Source organism: Salinisphaera orenii subsp. halophila YIM 95161 (assembly GCF_003732545.1).
Classification (GTDB): Bacteria; Pseudomonadota; Gammaproteobacteria; order Nevskiales; family Salinisphaeraceae; genus Salinisphaera; species Salinisphaera orenii_A.
The window spans coordinates 1-12,810 of sequence record NZ_AYKF01000084.1 but is presented as its reverse complement, the minus strand read 5'-3'; the positions used below and the strand labels follow the sequence as shown (position 1 = coordinate 12,810).

Here is a 12,810-nt window from a genome sequence, read left to right as displayed (position 1 = left end):
GATGTCATATCAGCCGTATTCGGCTGATTTTCCAAAATCAGCTTTATTCGACTGATGGGCTCGGAACGACTGAATCCACTGCGGCCTCGAAGCGGGCCACGGCATCGAGCAACGCGTGGCCGTCGGCCCGCTCGAAATGCGCGTGCACCGTCTGCGGCGCGACCTCGAGCGCCGCCGCCACGTCGATCATCGCCGGTGCGTCGGGCACCGCGAGCCGGCCGAACACCTCGGCCTGGCGTTCGGTCCAGCCCTGCGAGCAGCGGTCGCAGACCGCGAACAGGCCGTCCGCCAGATCGTCCAGGGCGACGGACCCGAGCCCGCCGCCGAAGCGCCACAGCCGATGCGTGCCGAGCCCCTCGAGCGCCCGCCCCGACGCCTCGAAGGCCGCGCCCGAGGACGCGGCCAGCCGCGCGCCGAGGCGAGCCGGGCCGAACGCCGCGGCCAGACGTGTCTCCACCGAGGGGTGCCGCGACCGGATCGCCGCTCGCAGGCCAAGGGCCGCGCGCAGCGTCCAGCGCGGCGCGCCGAGATACAGCTGCCAGCCGTCGCCGCGAAAACGCTCCTCGCGCACGTCCGGCGCCCCGGGCCAGGCGGCGACGACGCCCGAGAACGCCTCGATCCCGGCCATCACGCCATCGAGCGTCTCGGCCGACAGCGCGCCGGAACGCACGATGTCGCCGGTCAGCACGCATACCGTCGCTGTCATCGCCACCCCCGCTCGTCGCCAGCCGGATCATCAGAAGTCGAAAGTCTGCTGGGCGGCGGCGGGCGGCGCAAACCGGGCGCGCAGCGCGGCGCTGGGCGCATCCGCGACCGCCGGCCGGTGATTGGCGCAGACGATGAACGGCATGGCGCGGGCGATGCCGGCCTTCAGCGCGACCAGATCCTCGAGCCGGATCCGCTGCCAGCGCCGGATCGACAGCAGCCGATTCACCGATTTCACGCCCAGCCCCGGCACGCGCAGCAGCCGGGGACGCGAGTCGCGGTTCAGGTCCACGGGAAAGAAACCGCGGTTGCGCAGCGCCCAGCCGAGCTTGGGATCGACGTCCAGATCCAGCATGCCGGGCGTGACGCGGTCGTCGCCGCCGGCCGTGATCTCGTCGGCGCCGTAGCCGTAGAAGCGCAGCAGCCAGTCGGACTGATACAGGCGATGCTCGCGCATCAGCGAGGTGCGCCGCGCGGGCAACGCCGCCGAGCTGTCGGGAATGGGCGAGAAGGCGGAGAAATAGACCCGCTTGAGCCGATAAGCGGCGTACAGATCCGCCGTGGTCGACAGGATGTCGGCATCGGTCGAGGGTTCGGCGCCAACGATCATCTGGGTGGACTGGCCGGCCGGGGCGAACCGGCCCGGGCCGGCCGCCTTCGGCCGCGCACTGGTCACGCGTCGGGCGGCGCGCCGGTCCTCGGCGTGCGCTTCGCTTCGGGCACGGATGCGCGCCATCGACAGCTTGATGGTGCGGTGGTCCTTTTCCGGCGCGAGCCGATCGAGCCCGTCCTGGGTCGGCAGCTCGACGTTGATCGACAGGCGATCGGCGTAGCGGCCAGCGGCGGCCAGCAGTTCGCCGTCGGCATCGGGAATGGTCTTGAGGTGGATATAGCCGCGGAAATCGTGATCCTCGCGCAGGCTGCGCGCGACCCGGACAAGCTGATCCATGGTGTAGTCGGGCGTGCGGATGACGCCGGAGGACAGAAACAGCCCCTCGATGTAGTTGCGCTTGTAGAACGCCAGGGTCAGGTCGACGACTTCCGCGGTCGTGAAGCGCGCCCGAGGCACATTCGATGAGTTGCGGTTGATGCAGTAGCTGCACTCGTGGATGCAGAAGTTGGTGAGCAGGATCTTGAGCAGCGAGATGCAGCGCCCGTCCGGCGCATAGGCATGGCATATGCCCGAGCCGCCGGCCGAGCCGACACCGCGTCCACCGACCGAATCACGGCGCGCGCTGCCACTGGACGCACAGGACGCATCGTACTTGGCCGCATCGGCCAGGATGGCGAGTTTGCGTACGGTTTCCATTGTGTATTTTTATACAGTCACGAAGCGTATCGGTCCAGTACGCAGCCGGCCGGTGGCGGGGTTGCACCCCCGCCGCATTGCCCTGCCGGCGCACTCGGGCGAGACTGCAGTTCCGACACGAAAAGCGAGACGAACGTCATGGCGTTTCTACAGGTTGCGACGGAGAACGAGGCCCCGGTCGAGCTCTACTACGAGGATCACGGCAGCGGCCGACCGGTGGTCCTGGTCCACGGCTGGCCGATGAGCGGCCGCAGCTGGGAGCCCCAGGTGGGGGCCCTGATCGAGGCCGGGCATCGCGTGATCACCTATGACCGGCGCGGCTTCGGGCGCTCGTCGCAGCCCTGGAGCGGCTACGACTACGACACCTTCGCCGCCGATCTGCAGGCCCTGCTGGCCCACCTCGACCTGCGCGAGGCGACGCTGGTGGGCTTTTCCATGGGCGGCGGCGAGGTCGCACGCTATCTCGGCCGCTACGGCTCCGAGCGCATCGCCCGTGCGGTGCTGGCCGCGGCGGTGCCGCCGTATCTCTACAAGAGCGACGACAATCCGGACGGCGGCCTGGACGATGCGACCATCGCCCAGTTCGAGGACGGCGTGCGCGGCGACCGCATCGCCTTTCTCGAGGACTTCACGACCCAGTTCTTCAGCAGCGAGCAGGGCCTGCTGGTCAGCGAGGCCAACCGGCAGTACCACCGCCAGATCGCCTCCTTCGCCTCGCCCAAGGGCACGCTCGACTGCATCGCCGCCTTTGGCCGCACCGACTTCCGCGGCGATCTCGAGCGCATCGACGTCCCCGTGCTGATCCTGCACGGCGATGCCGACGCCATCGTGCCCTTCGAGGTCAGCGGCAAGCGCGCGGCGGACATGATCGGCGACAGCTCGGTCTCGGTGATCCAGGGCGGGCCGCACGCGATCAACGCGACCCACGCCGATGAATTCAACCGCGCGCTGATCGACTTCATCGCCTGAGGGCGGGCAGCGCCGGGGTACGGACGACGACCGGCCAACGCCGAGGCGCCGGCACACCGATGCCGCGCCCTCGGCCGCCGTCGCGGCTCCCGAGGCCGCTTAACCGCACCGGCCGGGCCCGCCGCGGCGAGCGGCCGCGGCCCGTTGCCGCATCCGTGCGCGTCCGCCCCGCCCCGCGCCGTAGCCCGGGACGGCGGAGGGCGCGTTCAACCGCCGCCGCATGCGGGCGGGCGTTGCGCCGCAGCCGCGCTGGCGTACCCTACGCGGGCCGCCGTCCGTCCGCTCGACCCGAGGACCGTCCGTGTCGTCACCGATCATCTCGATTCAGGGCCTGACCAAGACCTTCGCCTCCGGCTTCACCGCGCTCAAGGGCATCGACCTGGAGATTCCGCGCGGCGAGATATTCGCCCTGCTCGGCCCCAACGGCGCCGGCAAGACGACGCTGATCAGCATTCTCTGCGGTCTGGTCAACCCGAGCGACGGCCGTGCGACCGCCGACGGCCACGACATCATCAGCGACTATCGCGCGGCGCGCGAAAAGATCGGGCTGGTGCCGCAGGAACTGACCACCGACCAGTTCGAGAAGGTCCGCGCCACCGTCGCCTTCAGCCGCGGGCTGTTCGGCAAGCCGAAGGATCCCGAACGCGTCGATCGGGTCCTGCGCGAGCTGTCGCTCTGGGACAAGCGCGACGCCATGCTCATGACGCTGTCGGGCGGCATGAAGCGGCGCGTGATGATCGCCAAGGCGCTGGCCCACGAGCCGAGCATCCTGTTTCTCGACGAACCCACGGCGGGGGTGGACGTCGAACTGCGTCGCAGCATGTGGCAGGTCGTGCGCGCGCTGCGCGAGTCCGGGGTCACCATCATTCTGACCACCCACTATCTCGAGGAGGCCGAGCAGATGGCCGACCGCATCGGCGTGATCAACGCCGGCGAGCTGGTCGTGGTCGAAGAGACCCACGAACTGATGCGTCGGCTCGGCGAGAAGCGTCTGACTCTGCAGCTGGACCGGCCGCTCGAACGCCTGCCGGCGGCGCTCGCCGATCACGATCTGACCGTGAGCGACGACGGCTGGGCCCTTATCCACACCTATAACAGCCGCGACCGCGCGGCCGGCATATCCGCGCTGTTCCGCGATCTCGACGCCGCCGGGGTGGGCCTGCGCGACGTCGACACCCAGAAGAGCTCGTTGGAGGAGATCTTCGTGGATCTGGTCAACACGGGAGGCCGCGCATGAATTTCCACGCCATCGCCACGATCTACAAGACCGAGATGGCACGCACATGGCGCACGCTCTTCCAGAGCGTGGTCTCGCCGGTGATTTCAACGTCCCTGTACTTCGTGGTCTTCGGCTCGGCGATCGGTTCGCGCATCGACGAGGTCGGCGGCGTGAGCTACGGCGCCTTCATCGTGCCCGGGCTGATCATGCTGACGCTGATGACCCAGGGCATTTCCAACGCCTCGTTCGCGATCTATTTCCCGAAGTTCATCGGCACCATCTACGAGCTGCTCTCCGCACCCATCTCCTACGTGGAGATCGTGATCAGCTATGTCGGTGCGGCGGCGACCAAGTCAGCCATGCTCGGGCTGATCATCCTGGCCACGGCGTCGCTGTTCGTGGATCTGGAGATCGCGCATCCGTTCATGATGCTGCTGTTCCTGGTGCTGACCTCGGTCACCTTCAGCCTGTTCGGCTTCATCATCGGCATCTGGGCCGACAATTTCGAGAAACTCCAGCTCGTCCCGCTGCTGATCGTCACACCGCTGACCTTCCTCGGCGGCACCTTCTACGCGATCGACATGCTCCCGCCCCTGTGGCAGAAGATCACTTTGTTCAACCCGGTGGTGTATCTGGTCTCCGGCTTTCGCTGGAGCTTCTACGGCGTGGCCGACGTCAGCGTGGGCCTCAGTCTGGTGATGATCACGGTGTTTCTGGCCGCCTGCATGGCGCTGGTCGCCTGGATCTTCCGGACCGGCTACCGGCTCAAATCATGACCGCGCCCCAGTGCCAACGGCTCCAATGGCCGGCCCCATGGCGGCCCGGACGGTGACCATGCTCGCGATCTCCGGCCGCGTCGGCCTACCCATGCACGAGGTCGAGCTGCGGGCGATCCGCGCCCGCGGCGCTGGCGGCCAGAACGTCAACAAGGTCGCCACGGCGATTCATCTGCGCTTCGACATCCGGGCCTCATCGCTGCCCGACGTCTACAAGGAACGCCTGCTGGCGCTGGCCGACCAGCGGATCTCGGCGGACGGGGTGATCGTGATCAAGGCCCAGCGTCACCGCACGCAGGAGGCCAACCGCGCCGACGCCCTTGCGCGACTGCAGGCGCTGATCCGCGCGGCCACGCGCGAACGCAAGAAACGACGCCCCACGCGCGCCAGTCGCGCGGCCCGCCGAAAACGCGTGGACAACAAGACACGACGCGGCCGCAAGAAGACACTGCGCGGACGCGTCGACCCGGAGTGATCGTCGGAATGGCGTATTCAAGCGCCGCCGACGACGTGCTAGAACAACCGCGGTAACCATGATTCGAGAGCCTCGGTCCTGCGCATGAGCGAACCGACCATCACCCGCGCCGAAGTCCGGCGCTGCATCGACAACCGCGGCCCGGGCCTGCGCTTTCCGCCGGCGGTGGAGCGCGCCTTCGAGACCTACCGCCGGCGCCATCAGGCGCGCGTGACGCTCGCCACGATCGGGCCCACCCTGCTGATCTACAACCTGTTTCTGATCGTGGACTTTCTGCTGCTGCCGCAGACCTTCCTGATCGCACTGGTCGCGCATCTGCTGGTGGTCACGCCGGTGATCCTGCTGGCCGGCTGGCTCGTCCGGCGGGAGCCGGGGCTGATCCTGCGCGAGTCCCTCACGGCGACGATACCGCTGGCCATGGTGGCGCAGATTCTCTGCGTCTATGCGCTCAACAGCGGTCCCTCCGCGGACCAGTACCAGTTTCTGGTGCTGCCGGTGCTGATCTATGCCTGCGTCAATCAGCGGCTGGACTTCCGGTTCGCCGCCGCCACGACCGCCCTCATCGTCGCGGCCTATCTGGCGGTCCTGCTGCCCCACGCCAACACCGTGGCCACCCAGCTCGTGGGCCTGACGATCATGCCCTGTGTGGCCTATCTGGGAATCGCGGCCAGCTATCGCATGGAATGGGACACCCGCTATGCCTTTCTGCGCCGCCTGCAGGACCGGCTCAAGCGCGAGGAGGCCGAGCTCGCCGCGCGGCACGATCCGCTCACCGGCCTAGCCAACCGCTACGCGCTGGAACGGCGGATCGAATCGCTGCAGACGGGCCTGCACGGCAGCGATCTGTCGGTGGCCGCGCTCATGATCGACGTCGACCACTTCAAGGCCTTCAACGACCACCACGGGCATCCCGAGGGCGATGCCTGCCTGCAGCGCATCGCCGGCGCGCTCTATGCCCGGCTGCGCAACGACAGCGACCTGGCCGTGCGCGTCGGCGGCGAAGAGTTTCTGGTGCTGCTGCACGGTGCCGGCCTGGCCGACGCGGTGCGCATCGGCGAACGCATCCGGCACGCGGTCGAGGGCTTCGGCATCCGCCACGCCGAGCGCCATGACCACGGCGTGGTCACGGTGAGCATCGGCGCCATGGCCGGGTCGCTGGCGCGTTTCCGGGTCGACCAGCTCATCGACGGCGCCGATTCGGCGCTGTACGCGGCCAAGGACGCGGGCCGCAACCGCGTCTGGCCGCCGTTCGACGAGGCCGATGCGAATGCGCCGGGCCGGACCCGGCATGCGCCCGCCTGACAGGAACCCGCGCCGCGAATCATCGCCCCGGCCGGCCGTTCACCGCATGCATAGAGCGCGCTCGGGCTGGACCAGCCGCGCCGACGGTGCTGACTCGGGGAACGCGCCGCCGATACCGCGGACGGCCACGGCGCGAAAACCTTGGCGCCCGGCGCCGCGGATACGTTCTTCGCAAGGGCTCGGTTGGACAAGACGGGCGTGGCCGCGCGCTCGCGGCGCCGGCACGGTCGAGCGTCGGCGCCGTCGCCGAGGCCCTACCGCGTTGCAGGCGTCGCCACGTCCGCGCGTCGGCGTCCGCCGGGCTGGTCGGCAAACCGGGCCACGTCGGCCGCACGCGGCCCCCGTCGACTGCCACGGCCCTGCGGGCGGTGCCGCGCCGAAGCCTCTAGCCGCTGGAGGCGGCCATGCGGGCGCGCTGCGCGGCCACGCGGGCCCGCAGATGCCGCAGCCGGCGGTCGTGAATGCCCTGCGCATCGAGCCGCGCGACCGTGCTGTCCAGATAGTCGGCGGCCGAACCGATTTCGCCGTGGCCCGTGGCCAGCAGTTGCACGACCTCGGTCTCGTCGAGGCGGCCGCAGTAGTTCTCGTGCGCGCGGTTGACCACGAACGCGATCGCGGCGACCGGTCCGGCGTCGGTGCGCAGCCGGACCCAGCGCGGGGTATAGACGCCGGTGAGCATTTCCCGGCGCCAGATCATGAGCAGTTCGTGGTCGAGATCGTCGACGGCCACGCGCAGCGCCATGCCGGGACAGGAGCCGCCGCGGACCAGTCCCAGCATCAGACCGGGGGCATCGGGGCAGCCGCGGCCGTGGGTCAGGCGGATGCGGAAATCGCGGTGATAGCCGTAGAGACGCGCGTCCCGCCACTCCGCGACCGCGACGCAGGGGTTCCACAACAGCGAGCCGTAGCCGAACAGCCAGACGCCGTCGGCCGCGCCCGCCAGCGGCGGCCGGGCGGCGAGCGTGTCGCGGATCGAGGCACGCATGCCGGCGTTCGAGATCATGGGCAGATCGGGGTGGCGGCGGCGCAGCGTCTCGCGCAGGCCGTCACGTTCGAGCACCTCGCGGGTGATGCCGCTGGGCAGCCCGCCCGGGGCCGCGTTCGAATCGGTCATGGTCTTTAGTATTGCGCGCCTGGCCGCGGACGTCGAGCCACGCCGCCCGAGCGGTTATCCTGCGGGCATGCGCGATCTGGACGATCTGTTCGCCGGGCTGGCCCGGTCCCGTTTCCGCCGCCGCTTCGCGCTCGGCCGGCGCGAGGCCGACTATCTGGCCCAGCGCGGTCTGGATGCGGTGCTTGCACACGGCGCCGAGTTCGTCGCCGACCGCCTGGCTCCGGCCCGGCCGGCCAACGACGGTCGCCAGACCCCGTGGCGCAACCACCCGATCTTCGTGGCCCAGCATGCCACCGGCACCTGCTGCCGGACATGCCTGGCGCGCTGGCATCGCATTCCCGCCGAGCGCGCGCTGTCCGCGCGGGAACAGGCCTATGTGCTCGCGGTGATCGCGCGCTGGCTGCGCGGCCAGCCCGAAGCGGCGACCGCACCGCGCCAGCCCGACCTGTTCCGGGATTGAGGCGCGGCGAACGGGGCATGCGTAAGCGCGAACGCGCATGCCACGGAGGTCGACTCCACCCGCGCGGCCGATCGTGCGAGAGTAGTCGGCGACCGACCAGGAACCGATCTCAACCAAGGGGACATTGCATGCCAAGCGATCCGGAACTGAGCGCACTTCAGACCAAGCTGACCGAGGCCACGGCCGGCAGCGCCTTCACACCGCGCGAACGCGAGCTGCTGGTCGACGGACTGCGCCGCATCGAAGCCGATCCCGACGCCCGCCCGACGCCCTTCCGGCGGGAGCTGGACTTCTTTCTGGTCTGTCTCGGCTACTGCCTGCTGGCGTTTGCGGTCATCGTGACCATGCGCTGGGCGGCCAGCGATCCGCTGGGCGGCGCGGGGGCGTTCGGGCTCGCCTTCATCACCGGCCTGAGCGCGGCCGCGCTGCAGCGCTACTATCCGCGGGCCCGGGCCGGAACGAGCGGCTGGAGCCGGGTCGTCGTCGCCGGGGCGGGGCTGGTGATCTCGCTGTTCGCGCTGACCGCCGCCGGCGCGATCGGCGCGGTGCTCGGCATCGCCGTCGGGGCCGTGACCTTCCAGGCGCTTCGCCGCCAGCGCAACGCGCCGACCGCCCATGACGCATCCGCGAGCGGCCACGCCGGCGGCCAACCCGCCTGAGGCAGAATCCCGTCGTCGCCCCACCCGGCCCGGGCGGGACGGCGGGCCCGTTTCAGACATAAAAAAAAGCGGGACCCTCGGGTCCCGCTTTTTCATGGGCGACGGACGGACGCCCGTCGCCACCATGGCCCCGGCGTTCAGCCGAACTGGTTCATGGTGTTGCTCTTGCCACCGGCCTTCAGCGCGTTCTCGCGCGAGAAGAACTCCTTGTGGTCATCGCCGATGTTGGAACCGGCCATGTCCTGGTGCTTGACGGTGGCGATGCCTTCGCGGATCTCGGCGCGCTGGACGCCTTCCACGTAGGCCAGCATGCCCAGATCGCCGAAGTAGCCCTTGGCGAGCTGATCGGTCGACAGGGCCGCGGTGTGGTAGGTCGGCAGCGTGATCAGGTGATGGAAGATGCCGGCCTTGGCCGCGCCTTCCTTCTGGAAGTCACGCGTCCACTCGTCGGCCACCCGGGCGAGCTCGGTGTCGTCGTACTCCGGGCTCATCAGCTGGGCGCGGTCGTAGGCGGACACGTCCTTGCCCTCGTCCTTCCAGGCATCGAAGACCTGCTGACGGAAGTTCAGCGTCCAGTTGAACGACGGGCTGTTGTTGTAGACCAGCTTCGCGTCCGGCACTTCCTCGCGGATGCGATCGACCATGCTGGCGATGTGCGCCACGTTCGGGGTCGAGGTCTCGATCCACAGCAGATCGGCGCCGTTCTTGAGGCTGGTGATGCAATCCAGCACCACGCGGTCCTCACCGGTGCCCTTCTTGAACTCGAACAGCCCCGAGGACAGACGGTTCAGGCGCACCAGCTTGCCGTTCTGCTTGATCACGACGTCGGAGGCGTTGATCTCGGACGGATCCGTGATCTCCTCGCCGTCGAGGTAGCTGTTGTACTGATCGCCCAGATCGCCCGGCTCGTTGGACACGGCGATCTGCTGGGTCAGGCCCGCGCCCAGGCTGTCGGTACGGGCGACGATGATGCCGTCGTCCACGCCCAGCTCCAGGAACGCATAGCGCACGGCGTTGATCTTGGCCAGGAACGAGGCATGCGGCACGGTGACCTTGCCGTCCTGATGGCCGCACTGCTTGACGTCGGACACCTGGTTTTCGATCTGGATCGCGCAGGCGCCGGCCTCGATCATCTTCTTGGCCAGCAGATAGGTGGCCTCTTCGTTGCCGAAACCGGCATCGATGTCGGCGATGATCGGGATGACGTGGGTCTCGAAGTTGTCGATCTTCTCCTGCGCCTTCTTAGCGGCGACTTCGTCGCCGGCTTCCTTGGCCTCTTCGAGGTCACGGAAGTAGTGGTTCAGCTCCCAGGCGTCGGCCTGCTTGAGGAAGGTGTAGAGCTCCTCGATCAGCGACGGCACGGTGGTCTTCTCGTGCATGGACTGGTCGGGCAGCGGACCGAACTCGGAGCGCAGCGCGGCGACCATCCAGCCGGACAGGTACAGATAGCTCTTCTTCAGCGAGCCGAAGTGCTTCTTGACCGAGATCGCCTTCTGCTGACCGATGAAGCCGTGCCAGCAGCCCAGCGACTGGGTGTACTGCGACGAATCCTTGTCGTACGCCGCCATGTCCTCGCGCATGATCTTGGCCGTGTACTTGGCGATATCCAGGCCCGTGTGGAAACGGTTCTGAGCGCGCATGCGCGCGGCGTGCTCGGGGTTGATGGCGGCCCAGGCGCTGCCGTTCGCGTCGCGCAGCGCTGCCACGGCATCAACGTCTTTCGAGTACTGAGACATGTCGTTTTTTCCCTCGGGTTGAGTGAACACCACAGGCGGCGAGCTCGGGCGACGATCCGCCCGCCGCGCCCACCGGTATCGGGATCGCATTCTAGGGCGCGCCGACGAATACGAACAGTAAATGGATTTGATATCGGACATTCACACCATGAATATTAAAGTGCCTGCTCGCATGGCCCTGCAACGGCCGTGCGGCCGAACACTCGGCCGCATGGCGTAGCTCGATCGCTGTCGGCGTGTCCACGGAGCGACGATCGATATCGTGTCGCACCGGCCGGATACGGCATGATCGATAGTCGGGCGCCGATAAGAGCGATCGGCGCGGGTCGAGCGGTCCGTGAGCACAAACCCGCATCGCCCGACGGATCGCAAGACCGTTCGCGCGCGGAGGCGCGCGATCCGCTAGGCTCCGACACCCATGACGGACACCAACTATCCGATCACGCCGGACGGGCGCTACTTCGTCGCCCGCAGCCGCCTGTGGCGCCGCAGCGACCCGTCCCTGACCGACGCCGAGCGTGACGCCCGGGTGCGCGACCTCATGGCCGCACGACGCGCGGTCCGCGATGCCGCCGACGACGGCGAGAGGCGGGCGGCGCGCGAACGCGTCCAGACCGCCAAAGTCGCGCTGGGTGAACGCGGCCCGGTGTGGTGGTGCGACGGCGCGCCTGACGAAAGCCGCCGGCATCCGGCCAACAGCCGCTATGCGCCGTGGTGGGCCGCGCTCGATGCGGAGACCCGGGACGCCGGCACGCGTTGATCGACGCGACGACAGCGACGACCGGCGCGCCAAGAAACGGCCCGGACGCCCGGGTACGCACGACGGCGAAGATTGCGCGCCGCGATCGGCCGCAGCCGCCGACTTGACGCGGACCGGTGCAACGGCCCGATGATGGACACGACAATCCTGTGGAGATTCCCATGGCCGAATCGAGTGATTCGTTTCACGAACCCGTCGAGCTGCTGTCCGCGCAGACCCTGGAGGCCCATCGGGGCATCGTCTCCCTCATGGAGGAGCTGGAGGCCGTAAACTGGTACAGCCAGCGCATCGACGCCGCCGAAGACGCCGAACTCAAGGCGCTGCTCAGCCACAACCGCGACGAGGAGAAAGAGCACGCGATGATGACGCTGGAATGGCTGCGGCGCCGCGACCCGGCGCTGGACGCCCAGATGCGCACCTATCTGTTCACCCAGGGCGACATTCTGGCCGCCGAGGAAGACGCCGTGGACGAGACCGCCGCCGAAGACACGGCCGCGGCCGACGGCTCGCTCGGCGTCGGCAGCCTACGGGAGGACTGAGATGAATCATCTGCATCGTGAACTCGCGCCGATCACCCCCGCCGCCTGGGCCGAGATCGAGGACGAGGCCCGGCAGACGCTCAAGCGCATGCTGGCCGGGCGCAAGCTGTTCGACTTCGAGGGCCCGCACGGCTGGGACCGCGCCGCGGTGAATCTGGGCCGGGTCCGGGCGCTCGACGCCGCCCCCGAGCCGGCCGCACGCATCCGCCAGCGCCAGGTCCAGCCCCTGATCGAGGCCCGCATTCCCTTCGAGATGGACCGCGACGAGCTCGAGGCGGCCGCCCGCGGCGCCCCGGACATCGACCTCGACGCGGTCACCGAGGCCGCGCGCCGCGCCGCCCTCATGGAGGACGGCGCCCTGTTCAACGGCTACGCGGCCGCGGGTATCACCGGGGTGATGGAGACCGCCGAGCATCGCCCGCTGACCATCGCCGACGACGACTACGGCCAGTATCCGGGTCTGGTCGCCGAGGCGACCGACGCCCTGCGCAGCGCCGGCGTCGACGGCCCCTACGCGATCGCGCTCGGCCCGCGCTGCTACACCGAGCTCACGCGCACCACCCAGCAGGGCTATCCGGTGATGGAACACGTACGGCGCATCCTCAAGGGGCCGATCGTCTGGGCGCCGGCGGTGGATGGCGCGGTGGTGATGAGCATGCGCGGCGGCGACTTCGTGCTGCACGTCGGCCAGGACTTCTCCATCGGCTACAGCAGCCATTCCGAATCCAGCGTCTCGCTCTACATTCAGGAGAGCTTCACCTCGCTGGTATTCGGCCCGGAGGCCGCG

General features: G+C 68.9%; 14 protein-coding genes. 10 read left to right on the top strand and 4 right to left on the bottom strand.

The genetic code is table 11. The features are described from left to right. Positions 1–43: 43 nt before the first annotated feature. Positions 44–706, bottom strand: a complete 663-nt coding sequence (locus tag SAHL_RS09700) for a hypothetical protein (protein WP_148045534.1) — start codon at positions 704–706, stop codon at positions 44–46. 30 nt (positions 707–736) lie between these two features. Next, positions 737–2,014 carry a putative DNA modification/repair radical SAM protein gene (locus SAHL_RS09695; protein ID WP_123591218.1) on the bottom strand — a complete coding sequence of 426 codons (1,278 nt, stop codon included), beginning with the start codon at positions 2,012–2,014 and terminating at the stop codon, positions 737–739. A gap of 138 nt (positions 2,015–2,152) precedes the next feature. Between SAHL_RS09695 and SAHL_RS09690 the strand changes: the two genes are divergently transcribed. From SAHL_RS09690 to SAHL_RS09670, 5 genes are all read left to right on the top strand, one after another. Further along, the gene (locus SAHL_RS09690; RefSeq protein ID WP_123591217.1) at positions 2,153–2,983 is read left to right on the top strand and encodes an alpha/beta fold hydrolase; all 831 of its coding nucleotides are present in this window, start codon (positions 2,153–2,155) and stop codon (positions 2,981–2,983) included. Between the two features lie 301 nt (positions 2,984–3,284). Continuing rightward, positions 3,285–4,220 (top strand): ABC transporter ATP-binding protein, encoded by a 936-nt coding sequence (locus SAHL_RS09685; RefSeq protein WP_245968474.1) that lies wholly within the window; start codon positions 3,285–3,287, stop codon positions 4,218–4,220. After that, on the top strand, positions 4,217–4,978 hold the full coding sequence (locus SAHL_RS09680) for an ABC transporter permease (protein WP_123591215.1): 762 nt from the start codon (positions 4,217–4,219) through the stop codon (positions 4,976–4,978). The genes SAHL_RS09685 and SAHL_RS09680 overlap by 4 nt, the downstream gene beginning before the upstream one ends. Positions 4,979–5,036: 58 nt before the next feature. Further along, positions 5,037–5,453 carry an alternative ribosome rescue aminoacyl-tRNA hydrolase ArfB gene (gene arfB, locus SAHL_RS09675; RefSeq protein WP_123591235.1) on the top strand — a complete coding sequence of 139 codons (417 nt, stop codon included), beginning with the start codon at positions 5,037–5,039 and terminating at the stop codon, positions 5,451–5,453. Positions 5,454–5,537: 84 nt separating this feature from the next. Continuing rightward, positions 5,538–6,755, top strand: a complete 1,218-nt coding sequence (locus SAHL_RS09670) for a GGDEF domain-containing protein (RefSeq protein WP_123591214.1) — start codon at positions 5,538–5,540, stop codon at positions 6,753–6,755. 385 nt (positions 6,756–7,140) lie between these two features. Here the strand turns inward: SAHL_RS09670 and SAHL_RS09665 are convergent, their stop codons facing one another. Next, positions 7,141–7,869, bottom strand: a complete 729-nt coding sequence (locus tag SAHL_RS09665) for a gamma-glutamylcyclotransferase (protein ID WP_123591213.1) — start codon at positions 7,867–7,869, stop codon at positions 7,141–7,143. Here SAHL_RS09665 and SAHL_RS09660 point away from each other — a divergent pair. Together SAHL_RS09660 and SAHL_RS09655 are read left to right on the top strand one after the other, a co-directional pair. Beyond that, positions 7,868–8,329, top strand: a complete 462-nt coding sequence (locus tag SAHL_RS09660; RefSeq protein WP_245968472.1) for a DUF4186 family protein — start codon at positions 7,868–7,870, stop codon at positions 8,327–8,329. The genes SAHL_RS09665 and SAHL_RS09660 overlap by 2 nt on opposite strands. 128 nt (positions 8,330–8,457) lie before the next feature. Continuing rightward, complete coding sequence (locus tag SAHL_RS09655) at positions 8,458–8,988, top strand: hypothetical protein (protein WP_123591212.1); 531 nt, start codon at positions 8,458–8,460, stop codon at positions 8,986–8,988. A gap of 137 nt (positions 8,989–9,125) precedes the next feature. On the opposite strand, the gene SAHL_RS09650 is transcribed toward SAHL_RS09655, so the two are convergent. Further along, positions 9,126–10,724 carry an isocitrate lyase gene (locus SAHL_RS09650; RefSeq protein WP_123591211.1) on the bottom strand — a complete coding sequence of 533 codons (1,599 nt, stop codon included), beginning with the start codon at positions 10,722–10,724 and terminating at the stop codon, positions 9,126–9,128. Between the two features lie 418 nt (positions 10,725–11,142). On the opposite strand from SAHL_RS09650, the gene SAHL_RS09645 reads away from it, so the two are divergent. The 3 genes from SAHL_RS09645 to SAHL_RS09635 all read left to right on the top strand — a co-directional run. Further along, positions 11,143–11,484 (top strand): hypothetical protein, encoded by a 342-nt coding sequence (locus tag SAHL_RS09645; RefSeq protein ID WP_123591210.1) that lies wholly within the window; start codon positions 11,143–11,145, stop codon positions 11,482–11,484. A gap of 161 nt (positions 11,485–11,645) precedes the next feature. Continuing rightward, positions 11,646–12,023, top strand: coding sequence for an encapsulin-associated ferritin-like protein (locus SAHL_RS09640; protein WP_123591209.1), 378 nt, complete (start codon positions 11,646–11,648; stop codon positions 12,021–12,023). Between the two features lies 1 nt (position 12,024). Next, positions 12,025–12,810 (top strand): family 1 encapsulin nanocompartment shell protein (locus SAHL_RS09635; RefSeq protein WP_123591208.1); only part of this gene is annotated, 786 nt, incomplete at its 3' end.